Source organism: Microbispora corallina (assembly GCF_016863035.1).
Lineage (GTDB): Bacteria > Actinomycetota > Actinomycetes > Streptosporangiales > Streptosporangiaceae > Microbispora > Microbispora corallina.
This window is the reverse complement of record NZ_BOOC01000003.1, coordinates 325,945-351,836: the sequence shown is the minus strand read 5'-3', so window position 1 is coordinate 351,836 and position 25,892 is coordinate 325,945. Positions and strand designations below refer to the sequence as shown.

At 73.2% G+C, this 25,892-nt stretch carries 21 protein-coding genes; 9 read left to right on the top strand and 12 right to left on the bottom strand.

The genetic code is table 11. The features are described 5' to 3' along the window. The first annotated feature begins 39 nt into the window (after window positions 1–39). Window positions 40–2,097 (top strand): ATP-binding protein, encoded by a 2,058-nt coding sequence (locus Mco01_RS05705; RefSeq protein WP_239103363.1) that lies wholly within the window; start codon window positions 40–42, stop codon window positions 2,095–2,097. On the opposite strand, the gene Mco01_RS05700 is transcribed toward Mco01_RS05705, so the two are convergent. Both Mco01_RS05700 and Mco01_RS05695 read right to left on the bottom strand, forming a co-directional pair. Further along, window positions 2,094–3,131, bottom strand: a complete 1,038-nt coding sequence (locus Mco01_RS05700) for a terpene synthase family protein (protein WP_204055816.1) — start codon at window positions 3,129–3,131, stop codon at window positions 2,094–2,096. The genes Mco01_RS05705 and Mco01_RS05700 overlap by 4 nt on opposite strands. Window positions 3,132–3,205: 74 nt before the next feature. Further along, on the bottom strand, window positions 3,206–3,589 hold the full coding sequence (locus Mco01_RS05695; RefSeq protein ID WP_204055815.1) for an ankyrin repeat domain-containing protein: 384 nt from the start codon (window positions 3,587–3,589) through the stop codon (window positions 3,206–3,208). A 100-nt stretch (window positions 3,590–3,689) separates the two neighbouring features. On the opposite strand from Mco01_RS05695, the gene Mco01_RS05690 reads away from it, so the two are divergent. Further along, window positions 3,690–4,595 (top strand): proteasome assembly chaperone family protein, encoded by a 906-nt coding sequence (locus tag Mco01_RS05690; protein ID WP_204055814.1) that lies wholly within the window; start codon window positions 3,690–3,692, stop codon window positions 4,593–4,595. A gap of 6 nt (window positions 4,596–4,601) precedes the next feature. Beyond that, window positions 4,602–5,678: a Gfo/Idh/MocA family oxidoreductase gene (locus Mco01_RS05685; RefSeq protein ID WP_204055813.1), complete on the top strand. Its 1,077-nt coding sequence runs from the start codon at window positions 4,602–4,604 to the stop codon at window positions 5,676–5,678. A 117-nt stretch (window positions 5,679–5,795) separates the two neighbouring features. Here Mco01_RS05685 and Mco01_RS05680 read toward each other — a convergent pair whose 3' ends face one another. The 4 genes from Mco01_RS05680 to Mco01_RS05665 all read right to left on the bottom strand — a co-directional run bounded on the left by Mco01_RS05680 (window position 5,796) and on the right by Mco01_RS05665 (window position 11,209). Beyond that, on the bottom strand, window positions 5,796–7,070 hold the full coding sequence (locus Mco01_RS05680; RefSeq protein WP_239103362.1) for an MFS transporter: 1,275 nt from the start codon (window positions 7,068–7,070) through the stop codon (window positions 5,796–5,798). A 50-nt stretch (window positions 7,071–7,120) separates the two neighbouring features. Next, window positions 7,121–7,585, bottom strand: a complete 465-nt coding sequence (locus Mco01_RS05675) for a MarR family winged helix-turn-helix transcriptional regulator (protein WP_204055812.1) — start codon at window positions 7,583–7,585, stop codon at window positions 7,121–7,123. Window positions 7,586–7,673: 88 nt separating this feature from the next. Further along, window positions 7,674–8,465, bottom strand: a complete 792-nt coding sequence (locus Mco01_RS05670) for a tyrosine-protein phosphatase (RefSeq protein ID WP_204055811.1) — start codon at window positions 8,463–8,465, stop codon at window positions 7,674–7,676. Between the two features lie 95 nt (window positions 8,466–8,560). After that, window positions 8,561–11,209: an ATP-binding protein gene (locus tag Mco01_RS05665; protein ID WP_204055810.1), complete on the bottom strand. Its 2,649-nt coding sequence runs from the start codon at window positions 11,207–11,209 to the stop codon at window positions 8,561–8,563. A 219-nt stretch (window positions 11,210–11,428) separates the two neighbouring features. Here Mco01_RS05665 and Mco01_RS05660 point away from each other — a divergent pair, with 219 nt between their 5' ends. The 3 genes from Mco01_RS05660 (at window position 11,429) to Mco01_RS05650 (ending at window position 15,281) form a co-directional block, all read left to right on the top strand. Continuing rightward, on the top strand, window positions 11,429–12,922 hold the full coding sequence (locus Mco01_RS05660; protein ID WP_204055809.1) for an SGNH/GDSL hydrolase family protein: 1,494 nt from the start codon (window positions 11,429–11,431) through the stop codon (window positions 12,920–12,922). A gap of 42 nt (window positions 12,923–12,964) precedes the next feature. Further along, entirely contained in the window at window positions 12,965–14,620 is a 1,656-nt protein-coding gene (locus tag Mco01_RS05655; RefSeq protein ID WP_204055808.1) for a serine/threonine-protein kinase, read from the top strand. A 97-nt stretch (window positions 14,621–14,717) separates the two neighbouring features. Next, window positions 14,718–15,281 carry a hemerythrin domain-containing protein gene (locus tag Mco01_RS05650; protein ID WP_204055807.1) on the top strand — a complete coding sequence of 188 codons (564 nt, stop codon included), beginning with the start codon at window positions 14,718–14,720 and terminating at the stop codon, window positions 15,279–15,281. Between the two features lie 171 nt (window positions 15,282–15,452). On the opposite strand, the gene Mco01_RS05645 is transcribed toward Mco01_RS05650, so the two are convergent. Both Mco01_RS05645 and Mco01_RS05640 read right to left on the bottom strand, forming a co-directional pair. Further along, window positions 15,453–15,677 (bottom strand): hypothetical protein, encoded by a 225-nt coding sequence (locus Mco01_RS05645; RefSeq protein WP_204055806.1) that lies wholly within the window; start codon window positions 15,675–15,677, stop codon window positions 15,453–15,455. A gap of 89 nt (window positions 15,678–15,766) precedes the next feature. Next, window positions 15,767–16,420 carry an HAD family hydrolase gene (locus Mco01_RS05640; protein WP_204055805.1) on the bottom strand — a complete coding sequence of 218 codons (654 nt, stop codon included), beginning with the start codon at window positions 16,418–16,420 and terminating at the stop codon, window positions 15,767–15,769. A 106-nt stretch (window positions 16,421–16,526) separates the two neighbouring features. Here Mco01_RS05640 and Mco01_RS05635 point away from each other — a divergent pair, with 106 nt between their 5' ends. Beyond that, on the top strand, window positions 16,527–18,056 hold the full coding sequence (locus Mco01_RS05635; RefSeq protein WP_204055804.1) for a gamma-glutamyltransferase family protein: 1,530 nt from the start codon (window positions 16,527–16,529) through the stop codon (window positions 18,054–18,056). 119 nt (window positions 18,057–18,175) lie between these two features. On the opposite strand, the gene hrpA is transcribed toward Mco01_RS05635, so the two are convergent. The 3 genes from hrpA to ppgK form a co-directional block, all read right to left on the bottom strand. Further along, window positions 18,176–22,087: an ATP-dependent RNA helicase HrpA gene (hrpA, locus tag Mco01_RS05630; RefSeq protein ID WP_204055803.1), complete on the bottom strand. Its 3,912-nt coding sequence runs from the start codon at window positions 22,085–22,087 to the stop codon at window positions 18,176–18,178. A gap of 62 nt (window positions 22,088–22,149) precedes the next feature. Beyond that, a complete protein-coding gene (locus tag Mco01_RS39725) occupies window positions 22,150–22,740 on the bottom strand; it encodes a winged helix-turn-helix domain-containing protein (RefSeq protein ID WP_275410465.1) in 591 nt (196 codons plus the stop codon). Window positions 22,741–22,957: 217 nt separating this feature from the next. Next, on the bottom strand, window positions 22,958–23,692 hold the full coding sequence (gene ppgK / locus Mco01_RS05620; protein WP_204055802.1) for a polyphosphate--glucose phosphotransferase: 735 nt from the start codon (window positions 23,690–23,692) through the stop codon (window positions 22,958–22,960). A gap of 228 nt (window positions 23,693–23,920) precedes the next feature. Here ppgK and Mco01_RS05615 point away from each other — a divergent pair, with 228 nt between their 5' ends. Both Mco01_RS05615 and Mco01_RS05610 read left to right on the top strand, forming a co-directional pair. Beyond that, window positions 23,921–24,211 (top strand): hypothetical protein, encoded by a 291-nt coding sequence (locus tag Mco01_RS05615; protein ID WP_204055801.1) that lies wholly within the window; start codon window positions 23,921–23,923, stop codon window positions 24,209–24,211. Window positions 24,212–24,282: 71 nt separating this feature from the next. Beyond that, on the top strand, window positions 24,283–24,825 hold the full coding sequence (locus Mco01_RS05610) for a nucleoside/nucleotide kinase family protein (RefSeq protein ID WP_239103361.1): 543 nt from the start codon (window positions 24,283–24,285) through the stop codon (window positions 24,823–24,825). 54 nt (window positions 24,826–24,879) lie between these two features. Here Mco01_RS05610 and Mco01_RS05605 read toward each other — a convergent pair whose 3' ends face one another. Further along, window positions 24,880–25,839 (bottom strand): DMT family transporter, encoded by a 960-nt coding sequence (locus Mco01_RS05605; RefSeq protein ID WP_204055800.1) that lies wholly within the window; start codon window positions 25,837–25,839, stop codon window positions 24,880–24,882. Window positions 25,840–25,892 lie beyond the last annotated feature (53 nt).

Sequence of the window (25,892 nt, the reverse complement as noted above, 5' to 3'; positions counted from 1 at the left end):
GCTACGCCAGCAGGATGGCGGCAAGACGGGAACCTCCCCGTGGAGCTCACGAGCTTCGTGGGACGGACACGGCTCCTGGCCTCCCTGAGGCAGCGGCTGCAGGAGTCCCGGCTGGTCACGGTGACCGGCATCGGAGGAGTGGGCAAGTCCCGCACCGCGCTGCGCATCGCCCACCAGGTGCGCTCCCAGTTCCGGGACGGCGTCTGGTACGCCGACCTCGCCCGGCTCCAGGACCCCGGGATGGTCCACCACACGATCACCGCGGCGCTCGGCATCGCGGACCAGTCGCCCCGGCGCGGATCGGACACGCTCGCCGAGTGGCTGGCCGACCGGGAGATCCTGCTGCTCCTGGACACCTGCGAGCACCTCGTCGACGCCGTGGCCGAGCTCACGCAGGAGCTGCTCAGCGCCTCGCCCAAGCTGCGGATCATCGCCACGAGCCGGCGGTCCCTGAACGCGCAGGGCGAGTACACGGTCGCCGTGCCGCCGTTGACCGTCCCGGGCGACGACCCCATGGAGAGCCCGTACACCAACGAGGCCGTCGAGCTGTTCAGCGCCCGCGCCTCCGCCGTCGCGCCCGACTTCGCGGTCGACGAGGACACCATCACGGCCGTGGCCGAGCTGTGCCGTCGTCTCGACGGCATCCCGCTCGCGATCGAACTGGCGGCGGTGCGCCTGCGGACGCTGTCGGTGCAGCAGATCCTCGCGCTGCTGGCCGACCGGTTCAGCCTGCTGGCCGGGGCCAGCCGTACGGCTCTGCCGCGCCACCAGACGCTGCGCGCGGCCATCGGCTGGAGCCACGAGCTGTGCGAGCCGGCCGAGCGGCTGCTGTGGGCCCGCCTGTCGGTGTTCGCCGGCGACTTCGAGCTCGACGCCGCCCGCTACGTCTGCGCCGGCAACAGCCTGCCCTCCGAGCGGATCCTCGACGTCATCACGGGCCTGGTCGACAAGTCGGTGCTCTTCAGCTTCTCCACCCCGGCCGGTCAGCGGTACCGGCTGATCGACACCCTGGGGCAGTACGGCGGCGAGTGGCTCGACAAGCTCGGCGAGACCGAGGCCCTGCGCCGGCGGCACCGGGATTACTACCTCCAGCTCGCCCAGCGCGGCGAGCACGCGTGGTCGGGCCCTCGTCAGGTGCACTGGTACGTGCGCATGCGGCAGGAGCACGACAACATCCGTGTCGCCCTCGACTACTGCCTGTCGCAGCCCGGTGAGAGCCGCATCGGCCTCGATCTCCTGTCCTCGCTCTGGTACATGTGGATGGCCTGCGGGTTCGCCCGAGAGGGAAGGCTCTACCTGGAACGGGCGCTGCAGGTGTCGGTACAGGCGAGCAAAGAACGATGCAAAGCGCTGTGGGTGCTGTCCTACATTCGCAGCGCCCAGGGCGACATCACCGGCGCCATCTCGGCCGCGGAGCAGTGCAGCACCGATGCGATCCAGGTCGGGGACTCGGGGGCGGTCATCCTCGCCACCAAGATGCTCGGAACCGCCGCCTTCCTTCAGGGCGACCTGAAGAAGGCGATGGCCCTGCTCGGCGTGGCCATCGAGTTCCACAGGGGAGGCAGAGAGCTCAATCCTGGCCTTCTCCCGGCGATCGTCGAACTGTCGCTCGTGCTCACCGCCCAGGAGGAACACTTCGAGGCGGAGACGCTCCTCCAGGACTGCCTGAGGATATGCCAGGATCGAGGCGAGCTGTGGCTCCGCTCCTACGCCTCGTATGCCATGTCGCTGACGCACCGGGCGACCGGGCGCATCCCCGAGGCGGTGGACAGCGCCCGGCTGGCGCTTCGGCTCAAGCGCTCCTTCCACGATGTCCTGGGCACGGTCATGACGATGGAGACGCTGGCCAACCTCGCCGTGGACCAGGGCGATGCGGACCACGCGGCCCAGATCCTCGGCGCCGCCCAGGCCAACTGGGAGCTGTTCGGCCTTCCCCAGTTCGGCTCGCCCTTCTTCACCGCGGAACACGAGCAGGCCGTGAAGGAATGTCAGCGGATCCTCGGCGACGACCCCTATCAGACGGCTTTCGAGACGGGCGCGCGCAGGAACCTCGAGGACGCCATCAGCTACGCGTTGGGTGAGCAGGACTTCGACTAAGCCCGGTCGGCCTCGACCCGGCCCCTGTCGGCCATCGCCGGCCAGTACGTGTTCGAGGGCCAGGCGTGGATGTACCGGGCGCTGTTGAGGGAGTACTCGATGTGCCCGCGCACCCAGTGCTCAAGTCCGAGCGTGTAGTCCAGGACCCCCTGCGAACCCCACTTCTCGACCGAGGCTCGAAGCTCGACCATCCGCTCCACGGCCCGGTCGTGCATCCCCGCCACCTCGTCGAGCGCCTCCTGCAGGGCGTATCCGCGGTGCGTGATCAGAACGTTGACCAGGTTGTGCCGGGCTCTGTCGTGCTCCCGCTCCTTGGCGTAGGAGAAGAGATCGTTGTCCCAGACCACGAGATCGTTGGCGTGCTCTGTGAGCTCCCGGATGTCGGGGTGGTGCCACTCCTCGGGAGTCAGGCGGTAACCGCCCGCGATATCGATGAGGGCATAGACCGGATACATCGCCCCAGTTCGGCGGCGCATGAAAATGTAGTCCTCGGGAGTGGGCACCGCCTGGGTTTCCCGGTTCGCCGCCTCCCACACCTGGGCGAAGATGTACTCCTTGGTGGCGGTGGACCAACGGTCGAGCTGATCCGGTTCGGCGTGTACGGCGATTCGCTCCTTCAGCTCGCGAAGTGTGCGGGCGAAGACGTTGGTCAACTCACCGCCCGAGTCGAGATCGTGCAGGACCCGGAACATGTCGGGGAGCGCTTGGGCGATCAGAGCCGTCCGGCGGCTCAGCAGCTCGGATTCGCAGAAGCCGTCGTCGAACGCGAAGAGCCAGACGCACCAATCCATCAGGAGCCGGAGCATGTCCCTGTCGACACGCGGATACGCGCGGGCCGTCAGCCATCCGAACTTCGCCTGCCGGTACACGTCGAGTTGCCGCGCGTCCTCGATCATTCCGGTCCGGAGAAGCCAGGCGAAACTCTCCTGATTCGCCTCGTCAACATGGGGGTTGATCTCGCTGGGGAAGGGGCAGTCCAGCGGAGGAATACGAAGTGGGTGCCTACCGAGGGGATTGGTGAACGTAGTAACCACGCGTTACAGCATGACCAGAGGTAGGCCATACCGCCAGACCATGTGCCCAAGGTGACAAATTACGGACACCCGATTCAGATCTCCAGCAACGAGACGATCTGGGGATTCCCGAACATCCGGGCGGTTTCCAGGGCGGACGGGGTGCCGGCCTGGGGGTCGGCGCCCGCGTCCAGCAGGGCCCGCACCACCTCGACCTCCTGCTTGAACACGGCTCCCGCGAGCGGCGTCTGGCCGCGGTCGTTGGCCAGGTCCGGGTCGGCGCCGCGCTCGGCCAGAGCGCGGACCGTGCCCGCGTGGCCGTGGTAGGCCGCGAGCATCAGCAGCGTGTCGCCCTTCTGGTTGCGCAGGTTCGCCGGGACGCCCGCGTCCACGTACGCGCACAGCGCCTCCGTCTCCCCCGCCCGCGCGAGGTCGAAAAGGCGGGTGGCGAATCCCTCCAGCTCCGGGTCGGACTCCATGTGGCCATTGTCCACCGGTAAGGTCGCCGCAACCGCGCGGAATCCCTGGGGCACCCCGTAGGTTCTGTAGGTAAAGGCTCCTTGAGAAAGGCTGGGACACGTGTTCGACCCCACGGATCTCTTTCGGCTCGAAGGGGAGCTCCCCGAGCTGACCGATCCGGTGCTGCTCTACCACTTCGAGGGGTTCGTCGACGCAGGCGCGGCCGGGAGGCTGGCGCTCGGTCACCTCCTCGCCGAGCTGGAGCACCGGGTCGTCGCGACGTTCGACGTGGACCGGCTGCTCGACTACCGGTCCCGGCGGCCGGTGATGACCTTCGACAGCGACCACTGGACCGACTACGACACCCCCGAACTGGCCGTCCACCTCGCGTACGACCTCACCGGCACGCCGTTCCTCGTGATGACCGGCCCCGAGCCCGACCGGGAGTGGGAGCTGTTCACCGAGGCCGTCGAGGTGCTCGTCGCGAAGCTGGGCGTGAGCACGCTGGTGACCGTGCACGGCATCCCGATGGGCGTCCCGCACACGCGGCCGCTCGGCCACACGGCCCACGGCTCCAAGCCGGAGCTGGCGGGCGGCTCGCCGAGCCCGTTCGGCAAGGTGCGGGTGCCGGGGAGCGCGGCCGCCCTCATCGAGTACCGTCTCGGCGCCAAGGGCCACGACACGCTCGGCTTCGCCCTGCACGTGCCCCACTACCTGGCCCAGGCGGAGTACCCCCAGGCCGCCCTGGCCGCGCTGGAGGCCATCACCCGGGCGACCGGGCTGGTCTTCCCGCTGGACGCGCTGGGCGAGGCCGCCGAACGGACGACCGGCGAGATCGAGGAGCAGATCAGCGCCTCGGCGGAGCTGTCGGGGGCGATCCGCGGCCTGGAGCAGCAGTACGACGCGTTCCAGACGGGCGCGGAGCGGGAGAGCCTGCTCGCCGAGGACACCCCGATGCCGACCGGCGAGGAGCTGGCCGCGCAGTTCGAGGCGTTCCTCGCCGAGCGCGACGACCGGGACTCCTGACCGCCGATGAGCTTCCCCGACGTCGCCGAGTACCGCGTCGGCCTGGCCGGCTACGGCCCCGCGGGCTCCTTCTTCCACGCGCCGCTGATCGCGGCCACCCCGGGCCTGCGGCTGTCCGCCGTCGTCACCCGCGACCCGGCCAAGGCCGAGCGGGTACGGCGCGAGCACCCCGGCGCCGAGGTCGTCGCCGACGCGGCCGACCTGTGGGACCGGTCCGACCTGGTGGTCGTCGCCTCCCCCAACCGCACCCACGTGCCGCTCGCGACCGAGGCGCTCAAGGCGGGCCTGCCGGTCGTCGTCGACAAGCCGCTCGCCGGCACGGCCGCGGACGCGCGCGAGCTGGCGCGGCTGGCCCGCGAGCGCGACCTCATGCTCGCGGTCTTCCAGAACCGGCGCTGGGACGGCGACTTCCTGACGCTGCGCCGCCTGCTGCCCGAGCTGGGGAGGGTGCACCGCTTCGAGTCGCGGTTCGAGCGGTGGCGTCCGGTGCCGAAGGGCGGCTGGCGCGAGACGGGCGGCCCCGGCGAGGTCGGCGGCACGCTCTACGACCTCGGCAGCCACCTGGTCGACCAGGCGCTCCAGCTCTTCGGGCCGGTCTCCCACGTGTACGCCGAGGCCGACATCCGGCGTGCGGGCGTGAGCAACGACGACGACGCGTTCGTGGCGCTCACGCACGCGAGCGGCACGCGGTCGCATCTGTGGATGAGCGCGGTCGCCGCCCGCCTCGGGCCCCGGTTCCGGGTGCTCGGCTCGCAGGCGGCGTACGTCAAGTGGGGCCTGGACCCACAGGAGGACCGCCTGCGGGCGGGCGAGCGGCCCGGCGACCCGCACGCCTTCGGCGGCGCGGGCTGGGGCGCCGAGGCGCCCGAGCGGTGGGGCCGCCTCGGGACCGAGGGCGACGACCGCCCGGTCCCCACCGAGCACGGGGCCTACCAGCTCTTCTACGAGGGCGTGCTGGCCTCCCTGCGGGAGGGCGCTCCGCCGCCCGTGACGGCGGACAGCGCCGCCGCGACCGTCGCCGTCCTGGAGGCCGCGACGCTGTCGGCCGGCACGGGACAGGTCGTGCCCGTACCCGAGGGGTGACCGACGTCGCAGCCGGGTGAGCGGCACGGCCGCCTGAGCGGCGCGGCCGGGTGAGCGGCGCGCCCGGCGCCGGAGGGAGGTCGGCGCCGGACGCGTCCGCGGGCCCGTGAGGGGTGCTCAGGTGGCGCTGCCGAGGTCCTCGGCGAGCGCCTCCTCCTGCAGTTCCTCGCGCCGCGCGGCGGCCGGCGCGGCCGCGGCCAGCTCGGCCGCCTGGACGCGCTCGGCCTCGCCGAGCTGTCGGTGCGCCGTGGCCAGGACGACCACGCCGAGCAGCACCGAGGCCGCGCCCACGTAGAACGGCGCGTGGACGTTCACCCCCTCGGCGAGCTTGCCCGCGGCGAACGGGGCCAGGCCGCCCCCGATGAAGCGGATGAACCCGTACGCGGCGGAGGCCACCGGCCGCTCCACCGGCGCGATCGTCATGACCGCCTGTGTGGTGACCGTGTTGTTCACGCCGATGAAGACCCCGGCGACGATGACGCAGCAGACCAGGACGGTCGTGTTGTCCGTGAACAGCGCGATCACCAGGATGTCCGCGCTGAACAGCACGAGGTTGGCGTAGAGCGTCTTGGCGATGCCGAAGCGCGCCTGCAGCCGGGGGGCGCCGAAGACGGAGAACAGGGCGACCAGGAGCCCCCAGCCGGTGAAGACGTAGCCGAGCCGGTGGGCGTCGAGCCCCATGGGGAACGGCGCGAAGCCGAGGACGGTGAAGAAGCCCCAGTTGTAGCAGAGGGCGGTCAGGCCCATGGTGAGCAGGCCGCGGTGGCGCAGCGCCCTGATGGGGTCGAGGACGCCGGTCCTGCGGGCGGGCCGCGGCGTCGGGCGGACCAGCGTGACGGTGGCGGCGAGCGCGATCGCCATGAGGACGGCGACGCCGAAGAACGGGCCGCGCCAGCTGATGCCGCCCAGCTCGCCGCCGAGCAGCGGGCCGATGGCGATGCCGACGCCGAGCGCGGTCTCGTACAGGATGATGGCGCCGGCGAACCCGCCGCTGCTCGACGCGACGATGACCGCGAGCGAGGTGGCGATGAACAGGGCGTTCCCCAGTCCCCAGCCCGCGCGGAAGCCGACGATGCCGCCGATGCTGCCGGACAGCCCGGCGAGCGCGCTGAACACGACGATGAGGACCAGGCCCGCGATCAGCGTGCGCTTGGCGCCGATCCGGCTGGAGACCCAGCCGGTGACGAGCATGGCCACCGCGGTGACGACGAGGTAGCTGGTGAACAGCAGCGACACCTGACTCGGCGTCGCGTGCAGCTTGCTGCTGAGAGCCGGGAGGATCGGGTCCACCAGCCCGATCCCCATGAAGGAGATGACACAGGCGAAGGCGACGGCCCAGACCGCCTTCGGCTGCTTGAAGGGATTGGAAACGGGGGCATGAGCAGAGCTCACCGAACCTCCTGGAGGTAGCGAGGGGGTGGCCGTCGGGCGGCGGCCAGGGGCTACTCGGCCGCCGGGGTCTCCAGCAGGCGCAGCAGCAGCGGGAGGAACTCGCCGGCGAGCCGGTCGATCTCCCGCCGCTCTTCGGGGGACAGCCCGCCGAGCATGTCGGCGATGAGGTCCCTGCGCCGGCGCCGCCGTACGGCCAGCAGTTCCAGTCCGGCGTCGGTGACGGCGATCCGGGTGGCCCGTCCGTCCAGGCTGTCGGACCGCCGGCCCACGAGCCCCTCACGCTCCAGGCGCTGCACGAGCTGGGTCATCGACGGCTGGCTGACCCCCTGCTCGGCGGCGAGGGTGCTCAGCCGCGCGGGACCGTTCCGTTCGAGGGACGACAGCGTGGACGCGGCCGTGAGGCTGATGTCGCGAGGCGTCGTCAGCCGCCGTACGGCGAGCAGCGCGAGCTCTTCGAGCACGGCGGCGACCGGAGGAGTCTCCTCTCCGGGGACGGCGGCGTGGGTGTCGGCCACGGGCATGCTCCTGACGCGAACCGGAAATTACATAGGAAGCCTATACAACTTCCCGTGAGTCCGGTTCGCCGACCCCCCTCGCAGGGGTTCAGTCGCGCAGACGGGCGCGCAGCGCCTCGGTGTCCTCCTCGGTCCAGCCCTGGGTCTCCAGCCAGCCGAACGGGCCGCCGAACCTGTCCTCCAGCGTGGTCAGGAACTGGGCCATGTACTCCGCCCGCGGCAGGTGGCTGTCGGCGGGCTTGGAGTCGAGGTCGGTCCGGTACGTGTCGCTCGCCCGCAGCCGCGCGAGGATGCCCTCCAGCCGCTCGCCGGTCGCCACGTAGTCGTCGATAATCGCCTCGGGGGTGGCCCCGGCGACGGCCAGCGCGAGCGCGCTGACCACGCCGGTGCGGTCCTTGCCCGCGGCGCAGTGGACGACCGCCATGCCGTCGCCGTCGGCCAGCACGCGCAGCGCCGCCACCACGGAGTCGGGGCGGTCGCGCAGGTAGCCGTAGTAGTAGCCGGTGACCCGGAGTTCGGCGACCTCGTCCTCGGGGCGCTCGTCCTGCCACGGCAGCGCCCGGTCGTCGATCGTGTCGGCCTCGACGTCGGTGAACCGCCCGCCCTCGGCGAACAGGCTGAGATGGTGGATCTCGATCTCCGGCAGCCGGGTCAGCGGCCCGGGCCCCTCCAGCCGCACCTCGGTGTCGGAGCGGAGGTCGACGACGTTGCGCAGCTTGAGGTCCCCCACGAGCCGGCCGAGGTCGCCCTCGGTCAGACCCTGGAGGTTGTCCGCCCGCAGGATCCGCCCGTACCGGGTCGTCCCGCCGTCCGTCGTGGGCAGCCCGCCCAGGTCCCGTACGTTGACCGCACCTTCGAGATCAATCCAGCGCTCGTTCACCCCCAAGAGCCTATATGTCGCAAAATGGCGCGAACGTGAGGGCAGAGTGAATGTCTGTCCCACCGAACGTCATGCCAGGACATTCCACCCGCGCGTCACCCGCGGCTGGCCCGCTCCAGGACGTCCTGGGCGCGCGACATGCCGGCCTCGTTCCCGAGGCTGCGGTAGATGGCCAGCGCCTCGGCCGCCGGCTCCCGGGCCTCGGCCCGCCGCCCGGCCTCCAGGAGCACCTCGCTGAGCGTGCGCAGCCCGCGCGCCTGCCACCAGCGGTCGCCCAGCTCCGCGAAGTGCCGGGCGGCGCCCCGCAGTCCCTCGACCGCCTCGTCCTGGCGGCCCAGCCGCGCCAGGGCGCCGGCCTCGGACATCTCGGTACGGGCGACACCCCAGGAGTCGCCCAGCTTGGCCAGGGTCTCCTTGGCCTCGCGGACGCTCGCGTACTCCTGCAGGCCGTTCTGCGGGTCGCCGATCTCGCCGGCCGCGCGCAGGCAGCGGGCCTCCTCCCACTCCTCGTTGCGGTCGTGGAAGGCCCGGATGGCGAAGCGGAGGGCGTTGCCGGCGAGGACGAACCTGCGCTCGGCGTCCATCGCGTCGCCGGCCGCGAGCAGCCGCCGGGCCTCGGCGGCCAGCACCTCGCCCAGCACGCGCTGCGTCTGCGCCTCCGAGTAGCGGTTGCCCCCGGACTGGAAGGCGGTCAGGGAGTCCTCCAGGAGCTCCCGTGCCTCGGCGTACCGGCGCTGGGCCAGCCGCAGCTCGGCGAGGTTGCGCTGGGTCCGCGCCTGCCACCACCGGTCGTCCTCGGCCTTGAACGCGTCGACGGCGGCCAGCAGCAGGCCCTGGGCGCGGTCGAGGTTGCCCTCGCTGAACAGCGTCATGCCGACCGTGCGCATCGCCCGGGCGGCCCACCACGTCTCCCCCAGGCCGTCGAACAGCTCCCGCGCACGATCGGCGTCGGCGCGGGCCTCGGCGTACCTGCCGATCCCGCCGGCGACGGCGGCCCGCTCCAGCAGGGCGATGCCGAGGGCACGGGAGTCGCCGGTGCGCTCGGCCGCCTCACAGGCGATGTCGGCCACGGCCCGCCAGTCGGACCAGTACGCGCGCAGTGAGTGGCACAGCGAGCAGAACGCCCGGCCGGTGGCCCAGGCCAGGTCCCACAGCCCGGCGGCGCGCGCCTGGTGGACCGACGCGAGCAGGGCCAGCCGCTCCGCGGTGAACCAGCCGGCCGAGGAGATCTGCCGCTCGGCCGCCGCGCCCCCGTCGGACGGGCCGGGCCGCCGCCCGCGCCGCCGCCAGTCCTGCGGCCAGCGGTCGGTCGCGGCCGCCTCCGCGCGGCGGCGGTAGCCGTACAGCACGCGCTCGATCGCCGCGAGCCGCCTCGGCTCCGGCTCCTCCCGTACGGCCAGCTCGTACGCGAAGAGGCGGACCAGCTCGTGCAGCCGGTAGCGCATGTGGCCGGTGGCGTCGGTGCCCGAGCACTCGGCGAGCTGAGCGTCCACCAGCGCCTCCAGCTGGTCGGCGCCGTCCAGCTCCGAGGTGTCGAGCAGGTCTCCGGCCACCCACGCCTGCACGTCGGGCGCGGTGAGCAGGCCGAGCAGCCGCAGCAGCCGCCGCTGGATGTCGGTGCAGTCGTCGTAGCTCAGCTGGAGCGAGGCCCGCACGCTCTTGTCGATCTCCCGGCCGACCTGGAGCTGGTCGAGGCGGCGGCGCTCGTCCGCGAGCCGGCCGGCCAGCTCGGCCAGCGACCAGTTCTCCCTGGTCGCCAGGCGGCCGCCGCAGATGCTGATGGCGAGCGGCAGCCGGTCGCACAGCCGGACGATCTCCAGGGCCGCGTCGAGGTCGGCCGCGATGCGGTCGTCCCCGGCGAGGCGGGCCAGCAGCTCCACGCCCTGGGCCTCGGTGAAGGCGCCGAGCTGCCGGTCGTAGCGGTTGCGCAGGAACAGCGGCTGACGCGAGGTCACGATGACGGCGCAGCGCGGCTCGGGCGGCACCAGCACCTTGACCTGGTCGGCGTTCTGCGCGTTGTCGAGGAGGATCAGGATGCGGCGGTCCTTGGTCCAGGTCCACCAGAGCTTCTGCAGCTCCGTCAGGCCGCCCGGGTCGGTCGTGAGCCGGACGCCGAGGGCGCGCAGGAACCCGGCGAGCACCTCCTGCGGCCGGGCCTCGCCGTCGGCGCCGCGCAGGTCGAAGTAGAGCTGGCCGTCGCGGAAGTCGCCGATGACCTCATGGGCGAACCGCGCCGCGAGCGCCGATTTGCCGACCCCGCCCCGGCCGTACAACGACACCACGAGCGGGGCGTCCCCGTCGCGCTCGGCGAACCGGTGCCGCAGCTCGTCGAGGATCTCCCGGCGGCCGGTGAAGTGGGCGATGACCGGCGGCAGCTCGGCCGGAGGCGGCGCGCCCTCGGGCCCGCGCGGGCCCTCGCCGGACGCGTGGGGCGTCGCGGTCGCCCAGGTCAGCGTCCCGACGAGGGCGGCGGCCGCCACCGTGACGACGATCCGCGCGGTCAGGGGGAGCGTCCAGATGTCGAGCGAGGTGCCGAGGGCGCTCGCCACCGCCGCCGCCATGCCGGCGACCGCGGGCGCCGCCAGCGACATCCGCCGCCGTACGGGCGAGACGCCGCCCCGCGCCCGGGAACGGCTGAGGGACCCTCTCGGGGTGCGGCTCGGCGGACCGGCCTCGGGCCGGCCCGAGGGCCCCTCCGGGCGCCGGCCGGGAGACGCGTCGTCGTCATGCGGGGACGGGAGCATCCGTCATGTCCTCCGGGACGAGGGAGGGCGACGAGGGAGGGCTCGGCGCCGTCGTCCGACGGTAAAGATTCAACCAGACGCCGGTGACATTACGGCGGCGACCTTCACGATCAGGGCGGGTCGTGGTCAAGCGCGGCCCTCCGGGCCGTAATGTATGGCGTCACGGACGCTTCCCCCCGGGCGCACCCGCCCCTCCCGGCACATCCTTGGAGGATCTCGATGCCACGGCCGGCCCACCGGTTGACCCTGTTCGCCGCGATCGCCGTCTCCGCCACAGCGGCCCTCGCCGCGACGGCGACGGGCACCGGCACGGTGTCGACGGGCGCGCCGGCGACGGGCACGACGGGGGACGCGGCGCGCGGGCCCGGGGCGACCCTGCGGCACGACGCGGCACGCGACCCGGAGGCGGCTCCGCCTCCCGGCACGGCGGCGGACGCTCCGGGTGCGGCCTCGCGCCCGGACGCGACGACGGCCGCACTCCCGTCCGCCGCCGAGGCGACGGGGGCGGCCACGGACGGGCGGCGTCGCCTGTCGGCGGCCTCGTCGTCGGCGGTGCGCCGCGCCCCCGACGGGAAGGGCTCCTCCGGCCACCGGAGCGACGAGCCGGAGCGCTCGTCCCACCTCGTCGGCACGTGGTCGGCGCCGAGCGACCTCGTCGACGCGGCCCTCGGCGGGCAGACCGTCCGCATGGTGGTGCGCACCAGCATCGGCGGCGCGGGCGCCCGCATCCGCCTGTCGAACGTCTTCGGCGCCGCGGCCGTGACGTTCCGCGACGTGCACCTCGGCATCCAGGCGTACGGCGCGGAGATCCTGTCGGGGACCAACCGGCCCATCACCTTCGCCGGCAAGACGTCGATCACGGTGCGGCCGGGCCGGGCGGTCTGGAGCGACCCGATCCCGGGGAAGATCCCCGGCGGGGCCGACGTCGTGGTGAGCGTCTACCTCCCGGCCACCGTGCGGAACATCACCGGCCACGAGCGCGCGTACGCGACGACGTTCCTGTCGGGGCCGGGCGACCACGCGGCCGACGAGAAGGCCGACGGCTTCACCTACACGAGCAGCCAGTGGTACTTCCTCGACCGCATGGCGGTGGCCGCGCCGGCCGCCGTCCGGTCGGTCGTGGCGTTCGGCGACTCGCTCACCGACGGCGCCGGGCAGGACCTCGACGCCAACCGCCGGTGGACCGACTACCTGCGCCACCGCATCGCCGGCCTGGCCCCCTCCCGGAGGATGGGCGTCCTCAACTCCGGCATCGCCGGCAACCGCCTGCTCCACCCCGTCGAGGGGCCGAGCGGGCTGAGCCGGTTCTACCGCGACGCGGTGACCCAGCCCGGCGTCCGCACGATCGTCCTCTACGAGGGCATCAACGACATCTCCCGCGGCGAGTACACCTCGGCCAAGCCGATCATCTACGCGTACAAGCGGCTCATCCAGCAGGCCCATGCCCGCAAGCTGCGCATCGTCGGGGCGACCCTCACGCCGTTCTACGGCTTCGGCACCTGGACGCCGGAGCGCGAGGAGATCCGCCAGAAGATCAACGCCTGGATCCGGAGCAGCCGTGCGTTCGACGCGGTCGTGGACTTCGACAAGGCCGTGCGGGACCCGGAGTTCCCCCAGCAGCTCGCGCTCCCGTACGACCACGGCGACCACCTGCACATGAGCGACGCCGGCCGCCGCAGGCTCGCGTACACCGTCAACCTGGGCCTGCTGTGATCCCTGCGGCTCCAGGGGACCCGTATCGCTACGGTATGACCCATGGTCACCCCCTTGGAGCCCGATGACCCCCGCGCACTCGGGGAGTTCCGCCTGAGCGGACGCCTCGGCGAGGGCGGCCAGGGGATCGTCTACCTGGGATACGCGCCGAGCGGCGAGCCCGTCGCGGTGAAGGTCCTCAAGGCGGGGCTCGACCCCGGCGTCCGGCAGCGACTGGCCCGCGAGATCGACGCCATGCGCGGCGTCGCCCCCTTCTGCACGGCGCGCGTCCTCACCGCGGTCGCCGAGGGACCCCGGCCGTACGTCGTGAGCGAGTTCATCGACGGCCCGTCGCTGCAGCAGCGGGTGGCGGCGAACGGCCCGCTGCGGGGCGGCGAGCTGGAACGGCTCGCGGTCGGGACGGCGACGGCCCTCGCCGCCATCCACGCCGCCGGGATCGTGCACCGCGACTTCAAGCCCGGGAACGTCCTGCTCGGCCCGGACGGACCGCGGGTGGTGGACTTCGGCATCGCCCGGCAGGGCGAGAGCGAGACGATCACGGCCGGACCCATCGGGACGCCCGCCTACCTGGCCCCCGAGCAGATCGCCGGGCGGCCGGCCACCCCGGCCTCCGACGTGTTCGCCTGGGGCGCGACCATCGCGTACGCGGCCGGCGGAAGGGCCGCCTTCGGCGCCGACTCGGTCGCCGCCGTCATGCACCGCATCATGACCACCGACCCCGACCTGTCGGCGGTGCCCGAGCCCCTGCGGCACGTGGTCGGCCGCTGCCTGGCCAAGGACCCCTCGACGCGCCCGGCCGCCCGCGACCTGCTGCTGGAACTGGTCGGCTCGTCCCCCGACCCCCTCCGCGCCGGCGCCGCCGCCGCCTCCAGCGGCCCGCCGGGCGACCCGTACGGGGGACGGCGGAGCGGACAGCAGGGCGGGCCCCCGAACGGCCCGTACGGAGACCCTTACGGAGGGCCGCAGGGCGGCGCGCCCGGGAACGGCGGAGGCTTCGGGCAGGGGCAGCCGTATTTCGGGGCGCAGGGAAACAGCGGGCGGGCAGCGCAGCCGGCGTACTCCGGGGGGACCGGGCAGGCCACCGGGCCGGCGCACCCGGCCGAGGCGGACACGCGGCCCCCCGCGCCGCGTCGCTCCCGGGCGGGTCTCCTCGTCGGGATCGCCGCCGCGGTCGCGGCCCTCGCGGTCACGGCCGCACTCCTGGTCCCGCGGCTGATCCAGGACCCTTCAGGAGGCCACCCGTCCGCTCCTCCCTCCTCGGCCGCGTCCGGCGCGGCCACCGGGAGCCCGGCGGCCCCGAGCCCGTCGTACGGGACCACGCGGCCGGCGACCGGGGGTGGGACGTCGCAGCCGGCCACCACAGGCCGGGCGGGCACGATCCCGGCGGCGTTCGCCGGCACCTGGCGCGGGCACATCGTCCCCACCCCCGACCTGATCATGGGTGAGCACGACGTCGAGATCACCCTCCAGGCGGGCCGCATGGAGGCGCGGTGGGCCGAGCCGGACGACGGCTGCGTGGGCACGCTGGAGCTGAAGGCCGTCGTCGCGGACGACTCCGCGCTCGCCCTGCGACTGACCGCGCCCGGATGCGTCCCCGGTGACGTCACGCTGACCCGGAAGGGCGACAAGCTCGCGTACCGGTGGAAGGACGACGCCGGGCTGGTGACCTACAACGGCGACCTGTCCAAGGACGGATGACGGCGGGAGCTCCCGGTTCTTCCTCACTGCGCCGTACGGGCCGGTGTGATCGGGGCGGCGCCGGGTAGTGCGAGCGCGTCCACGCACAGGAGGAACCATGGCAACCGACGTCATCAGCCTGATCAAGGAAGATCACCGGGACGTGGAGTCGATCTTCGAACGGCTCCAGAAGGTGCCCGAGAACCGCCCGGCCCTCGTCGCGGAGCTCGCGGCGAAGTTCGTCGCGCACGCCCGCGCGGAGGAGAGCGAGGTCTACCCGCTGCTCGAGAAGCGCGACCCCGAGGAGGCGAGCGAGGTCCACCACGGCGCCGAGGAGCACCACGAGGCCGAGGAGACCCTGGCCCAGCTGATGGCGGCCGACCCCGACGGGCCGGAGTTCGACTCGATCCTCCAGGAGCTGGTGGCCGCCGTGTCGCACCACGTCCAGGAGGAGGAGACCGACATCCTCCCCGCTCTGGAGAAGGCCGTCCCGGCAGCCGAGCGCGTTCGCCTCGGCAAGGTCTTCAGCCAGGCCAAGGCCCAGGAGCTGCAGAGCCCGCCCAAGCCCCGGCAGCGCAGCAAGGACGAGCTGCTGCACCAGGCCGAGGAGCTCGGCATCCAGGGCCGGTCGGCCATGAGCAAGGAGGAGCTGCTCAAGGCCATCAAGAGCAAGCAGGGCTGACCCCGCACGGCCAGGCCGCGCCGAAACGGCCCGCCCCGCACGGCCCGCACGGTCCCCGCGAAGGCCCGGCGCCCGGAACCCGCCGGGCCTTCACGGACCCCCGCGGACCCGGGAACGCCGGCCGCGCACCGCCCTGCCGCGGGCCGCCGCATCGGCGTGCGTGACCGGCGGTCAGAGGAGGCCGTACAGCGCCTCGATCAGCGGCGTCCACCGGGGGTCGGGACCCGCCGGGGTGAGCAGCACTTCGTCGGGACCCTCGCTGCGCGGCTCGACGGCGCGCGCCAGCACCGGCGCGTCGAGGATCTCCCCCGTGAGCAGCCGCCCGTACGGCGTGGCGAGCGCTCGCGCCGGCGCGCTGCGCGACCTCCTGGCCCCGCCTCCGTGACCCGCCTTCACACCGCGCCCACACGTCGCGTCCGATCGCCACGCCCGGACCCCGCGTCCAACCGCAGCACCCGATCCTCCACTCTCGATCGCCCGCCGGGTCAGGGCAGGGCGGCGACGAGGGGGGCGAGGTCGGTGAGGCGGTCCACCACGAGGTCGGCGGCCGCGGCCTCGGGGCGCGCGGTGTGCAGATACCCCCAGGGGCCCCGGCGCAGCAGCGCCGTCCGCATCCCGGCCGCCCGGGCCGGGAGCACGTCGTTGTCGAGCCTGTCGCCGACGTAGAGGATCTCCTCCGCCGGGCGTCCGACCACGGCCGCCGCCTTGGCGAAGAAGCCGGGGTCGGGCTTTTCCACCTCCCAGGCGGCCGAGGTGTGCACGCCGTGCACGGGCAGGTCCATCGCGACGAGCGCGCCGTACGCCTGCGGCGGCTGGTTGCCCGCGATGACGAGGTGGTATCCCGCCTCGCGCAGGGTGCCGAGGGCCGGCCGCACGTCGGGGTAGAGGTCGTCGGCGTCGAAGTTCTCGCGGAGGCCGGCCGGATCCTCCAGCCGCCAGGCGTCGATCTCGGCCTCCAGGTCGAACCCGGGACGGACGAGTTCGAACGCCTCCCGGTGGGACCGGTCGAGGGCGGCCATGGCGCCGATGACGCCCATGAAGGTGAGACGGGGCACACCGATCCGGTCGGCCCACCGCGACCAGAGCCGCGTCTCGTCGATCAGCGTCTCCCCAACGTCGAACACGATCGCCCGGATCATGGACGCGGCCTCCCCTTCATCCCTGCTTGCGGCGGCAACCTTTGTTATCGCAACTTTAGGAGGCTCTCAGGAGCAGGACAGCCCGGCTGCCGTAGAGTCGCCGTTCGTGAGTGAGACCCGTTTCGCCCGTAACGGCATGGTGTGCACCGTCGACCATCTCGCCTCCGCCGCGGGGGTGGCCATGCTCGACCGGGGCGGGAACGCCGTCGACGCGGCCATCGCCGCGAACGCGGTGCTCGCCGTGACCGCGCCCCACATGTGCGGGCTCGGCGGGGACCTGTTCGCGATCGTGCACGACGGCTCGGTCGCGGCGCTCAACGCGTCGGGCAGGGCGGGCTCGGGCGCCGACCCCGGGCGGTTGCGGGCCGAGGGACGCGACCGGATGCCGCACCTGCAGGACATCAGGTCGGTCCCGGTGCCCGGATGCGTGGACGGGTGGCTCGCGCTGCACGAGCGGTACGGGCGGCTGCCCCTCGCCGACCTGCTGGCCCCCGCCGTCCGGCACGCGAAGGACGGCTTCCCGGCGTCGCCGCTCCTCGGGCCGGGCGACTTCATCGGCTCGCTGCAGGGGGCGGACGACTTCAGGGGGCTCAGGCGCGCGGGCGACCTCGTCCGGCGTCCCGGCGTGGCCCGCACGCTCGAGGCCGTCGCCGCGGGTGGTCGCGCCGCCTTCTACCAGGGCGAGTTCGGCGAGAGCCTGCTCGCGCTCGGCCAGGGGGAGTACGCCGAGGACGACCTGGCGCGTTCCAACGCCGACTGGGTGGAGCCGATCGAGGTCGAGGCGTTCGGCCACCGGGTGTGGACGATCCCGCCGAACTCGCAGGGCTACCTGCTCCTGCTCGCGCTGGAGATCCTGGCCAAGCTCGACCCGCCGGCCGATCCCGCCGATCCCCGATGGGCCCATCTGCTGGTCGAGGCGGCCCGGGCGGCCGGCCGCGACCGTCTCGACGTGCTCCACGAGTCGGCCGTACCGCCCCTGGACACGGCGGAGGCCCGGCGGGCGCTCATCGATCCGCAACGGCGCTCGCCCCTGCTCGACCCGCCCGCGGGCGCGGGCGACACGACGTACCTGTGCGCGGTCGACGCCGAGGGCATGGGGGTCTCGCTCATCCAGTCGAACGCGGCCGGGTTCGGCAGCCTCATCTTCGAGCCCCGCACCGGGATCAACCTGCACAACCGCGGCATCGGGTTCTCGCTCGTCCCCGGTCACCCCGCCGAGTACGGACCGGGCAGGCGGCCGCCGCACACTCTGTGCCCGGCGCTGGTCACGCACCCGGACGGCTCGCTGCGCACGGTCTTCGGCACGATGGGCGGGGACGCCCAGCCGCAGATCCTGCTGCAGGTCGTCACACGGCTGCTGGGGCACGGCGAGTCGCCGGGCCGGGCCGTGGGCGCTCCCCGGTGGGCGCTCGGCACCGGCGAGACGGGCTTCGACACCTGGCGGTCGGCGCCCGTCGTCGAGCTGGAGGAGGGCGCGCCGTGGGCCGAGGGCCTGCGCGAGCGCGGCCACACGGTGGCGTCCGTGCCCTACGGATCCGCGTTCGGCCACGCGCACCTCATCGACGTGCTGCCGTCGGGCGTGCTCGCCGGGGCGGCCGACCCGCGCGCCCTGATCGGCGCCGCGCTCGGCCGCTGACCGCATCCGCGCCCGCCGCTGAAACACGGGGGCCGCGCTCGGCCGCTGACCGCACCCGCCGCCGGCCCCTGAAGCACGGCGCCGCGCACGACCGTTGACCGCGCCCGCCGCCGGGCCGTTCAGGATTGGCGGGCGGCGGCCTCGGCCTGCTCGATCGCGCGGCGGATGCGCTTCTCGGACACCGGGGTGGGCGTGCCGATCTGCTGGGCGAAGAAGCTGACCCGCAGCTCCTCGATCATCCAGCGGATGTCCCGGACGGCCGTGGCGTCGCGCTCGGCGGGCTTGAGCCGGTCGAGCAGGTCGCGGTAGTCGTCCTCGACGTCGTGGACGCGGTCCATCCACTCGCGGTCGCGGCGCGGGTCCTCGGGCAGCTTCTCCAGGCGGCGCTCAACCGCCTTCAGGTAGCGCTGCAGGTCGGGCAGGCGGGCGTACCCGGTCTCGGTCACGAACCCCGCGTGGACCAGCCCGTCGAGCTGCCCGGCCACGTCGGCGGCCGCCTCCGCCGTCGCCGCGGCGCCGCCCAGGGCCTGGAGCCGGGTCTGCGCGGCGTGCCAGGCGGCCAGGATGCGCTCGACCCGGGAGACGACCTCCTCGGTGGTCTCGTACAGGGAGGCGCGGACGTGGTCGTACAGCCGCTGGAAGCCGGCCTGGTCCCAGGCGGGCCCACCGGCCTTCGCCATCAGCGTGTCCACGGCGCAGGCGGTGCAGTCGTCGAACAGCGCGGGGGCGCTCCCGTGCGGGCTGCGGCTGAGCGCGAGCTTCTGGGACGTGGTCAGCCCGCGCAGGATCGCCTTCGCCGGGTGCACCACGTTGAGCAGCAGCAGGCGGCGGGTGCCGGCCCACATGGCCTTGGCCTGCTCGGCCTCCGTTTCGAACATGCGGACCGCGACGGAGCCGGTCTCGTCCACCAGCGCCGGGTAGGCCCGCACGCGGCCCTGCTCGAACACGCGCGGGAGGGCGCCGATGGTCCAGGCGCGCAGTCCTTCGCGTTCCAAGTCGTCGGCGGCCCTCGACAGCGTCGCGCGGAGCTTGGGCGCGAGCCGCCGCTTCAGCGCCTCGAGGTCCTTGTCCTCGGCGACCGTGCGCTTCCTGTCGTCCACCACCCGGTAGGTGATGCGCAGGTGCTCGGGAAGCTGGTCGACGGCCCAGGCGTCACGGGGCACGCTCACCCCGGTCAGCCGGTGCAGCTCCCGTTCCAGGGCGTCGAGCAGCGGCTCGCTGCCCGGCCGGACCTGTTCCAGGACGGCCTTGGCGAAGTTGGGCGCGGGGACGAAGTTGCGCCGCAGGTTCTTCGGCAGCGACCGGATGAGGGCGGTGACCAGGTCCTCCCGCAGTCCCGGGATCTGCCAGTCGAAGCCGAGGGGGTCGACCTGGTTGAGCACGGCCAGCGGGATGTGCACGGTGACGCCGTCGGCGGCCGCGCCCTGGTCGGGGGAGCCGGGGTCGAACCGGTAGGTCAGCCGCATCCGCTGCCCGTTCTGCCGCCAGGCGTCCGGGTAGTCGCGGGCGCTCACCCCGGCGCTGTCGTTGACCAGCATGTCCTCGGAGAACGTGAGCAGGTCGGGGGTCTCCCGGGAGACCTTCTTCCACCAGCTGTCGAAGTGGCGGCCCGAGACCACGTCGGCCGGGACGCGCTCGTCGTAGAAGTCGAACAGCGTCTCGTCGTCCACGAGGATGTCGCGGCGGCGCGCCTTCTCCTCGAGCCGCTCGACCTCCTCGAGGAGCTTGCGGTTGTCGTGGAAGAACCGGTGGTGGGTGCGCCAGTCGCCCTCGACCAGGGCGTGCCGGATGAACAGCTCCCGGCTGAGCTCGGGGTCGATGCGGCCGTAGTTGACCTTGCGCTCGGTCACGATCGGCACGCCGTACAGCGTGACCTTCTCCAGCGCGATGACGGCGGCCTGGTCCTTCTCCCAGTGCGGCTCGCTGTAGGTGCGCTTCACCAGGTGCTGGGCGAGCGGCTCGACCCACTCGGGCTCGATCTTCGCGTTGACCCGGGCCCAGAGCCGGGACGTCTCGACCAGCTCGGCCGACATGAGCCACTGCGGCTGGGTCTTGGCGAGGGCGGAGCCGGGGAAGATCGCGAAGCGGGCGTTGCGCGCGCCGATGTACTCGGTCAGCGGGCGGCGCTGGCCGTCCTGCCGCCGCTTGGCCTCGACGTCCTTGACGCCGATGTGCGACAGCATGCCCGCGAGCAGGGACTGGTGGATCCGCTGGGGGTCGGCGTCCGCGCTGTTGGGGACGATGCCGAGCGAGCGGGCGACCTGCCGGAGCTGGCTGTCGATGTCCTGCCACTCGCGTACGCGCAGGTAGTTGAGGAACTCCGCCTTGCACAGCCGGCGGAACGCGCTGGACGACAGCTCCGCCTGCCGCTCCCGCAGGTACCTCCACAGATTGAGGTACGTCAGGAAGTCGGACTCCTTGTCGGCGAAGCGGCGGTGCTTCTCGTCGGCCGCCTGCTGCCGGTCGGCCGGCCGCTCGCGCGGGTCCTGGATCGACAGGGCGGCCGCGACGACCATGACCTCGCGGGCGCAGCCGTTCTTGTCGGCCTCCAGCACCATGCGGGCCAGCCGGGGGTCCACCGGGAGCTGGGCGAGCTTGCGCCCGAGCGGAGTGAGGCCGCCGCCGCGGTCGGCCAGCGCGCCCAGCTCGTGCAGCAGGTTGACGCCGTCCTTCACCTGCCGGCTGTCCGGCGGCTCGACGAACGGGAACGCGGCGATGTCCCCCAGGCCCAGCGAGGTCATCTGCAGGATGACGCTGGCCAGGTTTGTCCGGAGGATCTCCGGGTCGGTGAACTCCGGCCGCGAGACGAAGTCCTCCTCGGAGTAGAGCCGGATGCAGACGCCGTCCGAGGTGCGGCCGCACCGCCCGGCCCGCTGGTTGGCCGACGCCTGCGAGACCGGCTCGATCGGCAGCCGCTGCACCTTGAGGCGGTGGCTGTAGCGCGAGATCCGGGCCGTTCCCGGGTCGATGACGTACTTGATGCCGGGCACGGTCAGCGAGGTTTCGGCGACGTTGGTGGCCAGCACGATCCGGCGTCCGCGGTGGGACTGGAACACCCGGTGCTGCTCGGCCGCGGACAGCCGGGCGTACAGCGGGAGGACCTCCTCCTGGCGGCCCTTCAGCGCGTCGGCCGTGTCGCGGATCTCCCGCTCGCCGCTCAGGAACACCAGGATGTCGCCGGGCCCCTCGGCGCACAGCTCGTCGACGGCGTCGGCGATGGCCTGGGTCTGGTCGTCGTCCTCGCCGATCGGGCGGTAGCGCACCTCGACCGGGTACGTGCGTCCCGACACCTCGACGATGGGCGCGGCGTCCCTCCCCGGCGGGGCGAAGTGCCGGGCGAACCGCTCGGGGTCGATCGTGGCCGAGGTGATGACGACCTTGAGGTCCGGCCGCTTCGGCAGGAGCTGGTTGACGTACCCGAGGATGAAGTCGATGTTGAGGCTGCGCTCGTGGGCCTCGTCGATGATCAGCGTGTCGTACTGCAGCAGCAGCGGGTCGGTCTGCATCTCCGCGAGGAGGATGCCGTCGGTCATCAGCTTGACCAGCGTCCCGTCGCTGGAGTGGTCGGTGAAGCGGACCTTGTAGCCGACGGCCTCGCCGAGCGGGATCGACAGCTCCTCGGCGATGCGCTCGGCCACCGTGCGGGCGGCGATCCGGCGCGGCTGGGTGTGCCCGATCGTCCCGTGCACGCCGCGCCCGAGCTCCAGGCAGATCTTCGGCAGCTGGGTCGTCTTGCCCGAGCCGGTCTCCCCGGCGACGATCACGACCTGGTTGTCGCGGATGGCCTCAAGCAGGTCGTCCCTGCGTTGGCTGACCGGCAGCTCGGGCGGGTAGTGGATGACCGGGACGGCCGAGCGGCGCGCGGCGACGCGGCGCTCGGCGGCCTCGATGTCCCCCGCTATCTCCTGTGCGACGGCCTGACGGGAGGCTCCGCGCACCCGGCGCATGCCGTCGATGCGGCGGCGCAACCTGCGCTGGTCGCGCAGCATCAGGTCGGGCAGGCGGTCCTGGAGATCGGCGAGCATGTTCATTCCATGCTCAAGGATAGGCAACGCACCCCGTCGATCTGCCAGCCGTTTTTCGCCCGCCCCGATCAGGACTGGCGGGACGGCTGGTACTTGTAGCCGACGTTGCGCACGGTCACGATGCGCGCGGCGTGCCGTCCCAGCTTGCGCCGCAGCCGCAGGACGTGCACGTCCACGGTCCGGGCGCCCTCCTCGCCGTACCGGTCCCAGACGGCGGCGAGCAGCTGGCGGCGGTTGTAGACCCGGCCCGGCGCGGAGGACAGGTAGTCGAGCAGCTCGAACTCGCGGAAGGTGAGCTCGATCTCCTCGCCGTCCACCCGGACCACGCGGGCGGCGCGGTCGACGACCAGGTCCTCCTCGGGGTGGGCCCCGCGCCGGACGGCGCGGCCCTCCCCGGAGACGGGGGCGTGCCCGGCCGGGCGCTCCTCGTGGAGCGGGAGGTCCTGGAGCCGGTGGACGACCTCGGCCGCCACGGCGGGAAGCCCGGGCCGCTCCTCCTCGGCCCGTCCCGACGGGACCAGGTAGCCCACGATCACCAGGGTGTCGCCGGTCTCGGGGAGCGGCAGCACCCCGAGGACCGTCCCGTCGTCCTGCGGCTGCGGCTCATGGCCCTGCCCGCGCTGGCGTACGGCGAAGTCGATCACATTCTGCTGGGACATCGGCGGTCTTCTCTCCTTGTCGTTGTCGCGTGCCCGCCCGGCGGCGGCCGGATGCTCGTGGATCCGGTCGTCAACAGGCGGCGCCGCAGACGCGGAGCAGGTCGATGTGGCGACGTTGGGTGAACTCTCGCCAATGAGTCATGACCTCATCATGACAAGGAAATTCCCTGCTGTCCAGGTAGGAAAAAGGGGAAGATGTGGAACGGTCGAACGGACCTCAGACCGCCCGGCCCCGTACGGCGGCCATGGCGGCGCCCACGATCCCCGCCTGGTTGAGCAACTCGGCCGGGACGACCGGGGTGTCCCCGAGGTTGACGAGCGGGAGGAACCTGTCGGCCTTCTTGCTCACGCCGCCGCCCACGATGACGAGCGAGGGGGACAGCAGGTCGCGCATGTGCCGCAGGTACTCCTCGACGCGCTCGGCCCACTCCTCCCAGCTGAGGTCGTGGGCCTCCCTGGCATGGTCGGACGCCCGGTGCTCGGCCTCCTTGCCGCGGATCTCGATGTGGCCGAACTCGGTGTTCGGCACGAGCCTGCCGTCGAGGAACAGGGCGCTGCCGATGCCGGTCCCGAACGTGAGCATGAGCACGACCCCGGTCCGGCCCCGCCCGGCGCCGAAGGCGACCTCGGCGACCCCCGCGGCGTCGGCGTCGTTCAGGACCGCCACGCCCTCGCCGAACAGGTCGGCGCCCTTCACGCCGATCCACGAGCGGTCGACGTTGGCGGCCGTGCGGATGACGCCGTCGAGGACGACCCCGGGGAACGTGACGCCGATCGGACCGGTCCACGAGAAGTGCCGCACGATCTGCCGTACGGTGTCGGCCACCGCCGCGGGCGACGACGGCTGCGGCGTGGGGATGCGCAGCCGTTCCCGGGTGAGCTCGCCCGTCTCGGTGTTGACGGGGGCGCCCTTGACGCCCGAGCCGCCGATGTCGATGCCCAGCGCTTCCATTGCCCCTCCCGGTCCGACTACCACGGCTACCCCGCCGTCCCCGCGTTATGCGCCGAAAACGCGCGCGAGCAGCCACCCGGCCTCCCCCGTCCGTACGGCGAGGGGCGGCGCGGGCACCGCACAACCTACCGCCGATCACCGCCCCCCGGCGGCGGCTCATGCCCCCGGGTTACGGCAGGTCATGCCGGGTAGCGATAAATCGGGGGAAAACACCACAAGGGGGACAAAATGATCAAGACTCTCCACAAAATGGGGCTGCGCTCCAGCATGATGTACGGGGCGGGCGTCGTCTCGATCGGCGCGTCGATCGCCTCGTGGTTCATCTCCAAGGAGTTCGAGCCCGCGGGCATGGACCGCGCCGACCGCTGGGCCCTCTTCGTGGGTGAGTGGGCGCCCACCTTCTTCGCGATCGGCGTCGCCCTCCGCATGGAGGAGCTGGAAATGGAGAAGGGACGCGAGACCCCCGAGTGGCAGGAGCAGAGCAGCGACATCCGCCGTCCCACCCGAGCCGGGGTGTAGCGGCTTCGCGGGAGCGGCCCGGAGGGCCCGGGGAACCGGGCCGCTCCGGGCCGCCGTCCCTCTCCGCCCCGGTGCGGGCCCAGGCCGCGGGCGTCGCGGCCTGGCTGGCCACCCGGCCGCCGCGGGCCGGAGGCGTCCGCGTCGTGGCCGTCGAGGGACGGTCGGGGAGCGGGAAGACCACCCTCGCGGCCGCCCTGGCCGCCGAGATCCCGGCTCCCGTCGTCCGCATGGACGACCTGTACGAGGGCTGGGACGGCCTGCTCGCCGGCGTCCACCGCCTGGTGGAGTGGGTGCTGTCCCCGCTCGCCCGGGGCCGCCCCGCCCGGTGGCGGCGCTACGACTGGGAGCGGTTCCGGTACGCCGAATGGCACGAGGCCCGTGACCTGGACGCGCTCGTCGTCGAGGGGGTGGGGTCGGGCGCCCGCCAGGCGTGGCCGTACCTGAGCGGCCTGGTGTGGCTGGAGGCGGACGACGCGGTCCGCAGGGCCCGGGCCCTGGAACGCGACGGCGAGATGTACGCGCCGCACTGGGAGCGGTGGGCCGCGCAGGAGGAGCGCTACTACGCCGCCCACGACGTGCGCTCACGCGCCGGCATCAGGATCGTCACCGGCTGAGCGGGGTTCACGGGGCCGTGTGCCCGCCGGAGCCCTCGATCTCCTCGTCGTCCGTCACTCGCCGCTCCCGACCCGATCCACCGAGGGTTCGCGCGCATGCTCCTGGGAGGGGCCGACGGCCGGGGCGCCGTGGCCGCCGCGACCCCGCCACGGGAGGCGGCCGTCGGTGGACAGCCACGACCCGGCGAGGATGAGCACCAGCCCGATGATCGTCCCGGCCCCCGGGCGCTCCCCGAGGATCAGCACGCCGAGCGCGAGCGCGACGACCGGGTTGACGTATGTGATGACGAGCGCGCGGCCGGCGCCCACCTCCGCGACCAGCCGGCTGTAGACGACGAACGCCGCCGCCGTGCACAGCAGGCCCAGCGCGGCAAGCGAGGCGAGCGCCGGCCCCGAAGGCACGGCGGCCGGGGGATCGAACGCGGCGGCCGGGGCCAGGAACACCGCGGCCAGCGCCAGGCTGGTCCCCATGGACAGCCGCGCGTCCAGGCCGGACAGGTGGCGCTTGAGGATCATCGGGCCGACCGCGTACCCGAGGGCCGCGCCGAGAACGGCCAGCGCGCCCCACAGCTCGTCCGGGCGGCCGGCGACGTCGATGCCGACCAGCGCGACCACGCCCGCCAGGCCGATGAGGAGCCCGGCGAGCCTCCGCCCGCCGACCCGCTCGTCCGCGTCGAAACGCAGCGCGAGCAGCGCCACGAACAGCGGCGCCGACGCGATCAGGATCGCCGTGAGCGAGGACGACACGTGCTGCTCGCCGTACGCGATGAGCGGGAAGGGCACGACCACCTCGGCGACGGCGAACGCGGCCAGCCACCGGAGCCGGCCGCGCAGCGCGCGCACGGCGCCCCGCCGGGGAGCCAGTGCCAGCAGCACGACCGCCCCGAGCACCACCCGGATCCAGGCGACGAACCCCGGCGGCACGCCGTCGTCGACCGCCACCTTGATCAGCAGGTACGGGATGCCCCACAGGACGGACATCGACGCGAAGGCCACCCAGGCCCGTGTGCTCATACGGCCTCCCCTGCGCGGTCGCGCCGCCCCACCGTCCGGCGCCCGGCCCAGTG

What these genes read in the sequence shown, in the direction of transcription:
- Mco01_RS05655 (WP_204055808.1), top strand. Translation starts at nt 12,965, where the DNA reads ATGGTCACCCCCTTGGAGCCCGATGACCCCCGCGCACTCGGGGAGTTC.
- Mco01_RS05640 (WP_204055805.1), bottom strand. Translation starts at nt 16,420, where the DNA reads ATGATCCGGGCGATCGTGTTCGACGTTGGGGAGACGCTGATCGACGAG.
- Mco01_RS05695 (WP_204055815.1), bottom strand. Translation starts at nt 3,589, where the DNA reads ATGGAGTCCGACCCGGAGCTGGAGGGATTCGCCACCCGCCTTTTCGAC.
- ppgK (WP_204055802.1), bottom strand. Translation starts at nt 23,692, where the DNA reads ATGGAAGCGCTGGGCATCGACATCGGCGGCTCGGGCGTCAAGGGCGCC.
- Mco01_RS05685 (WP_204055813.1), top strand. Translation starts at nt 4,602, where the DNA reads ATGAGCTTCCCCGACGTCGCCGAGTACCGCGTCGGCCTGGCCGGCTAC.
- Mco01_RS05660 (WP_204055809.1), top strand. Translation starts at nt 11,429, where the DNA reads ATGCCACGGCCGGCCCACCGGTTGACCCTGTTCGCCGCGATCGCCGTC.
- Mco01_RS05650 (WP_204055807.1), top strand. Translation starts at nt 14,718, where the DNA reads ATGGCAACCGACGTCATCAGCCTGATCAAGGAAGATCACCGGGACGTG.
- hrpA (WP_204055803.1), bottom strand. Translation starts at nt 22,087, where the DNA reads ATGAACATGCTCGCCGATCTCCAGGACCGCCTGCCCGACCTGATGCTG.
- Mco01_RS39725 (WP_275410465.1), bottom strand. Translation starts at nt 22,740, where the DNA reads ATGTCCCAGCAGAATGTGATCGACTTCGCCGTACGCCAGCGCGGGCAG.
- Mco01_RS05615 (WP_204055801.1), top strand. Translation starts at nt 23,921, where the DNA reads ATGATCAAGACTCTCCACAAAATGGGGCTGCGCTCCAGCATGATGTAC.
- Mco01_RS05665 (WP_204055810.1), bottom strand. Translation starts at nt 11,209, where the DNA reads ATGCTCCCGTCCCCGCATGACGACGACGCGTCTCCCGGCCGGCGCCCG.
- Mco01_RS05605 (WP_204055800.1), bottom strand. Translation starts at nt 25,839, where the DNA reads ATGAGCACACGGGCCTGGGTGGCCTTCGCGTCGATGTCCGTCCTGTGG.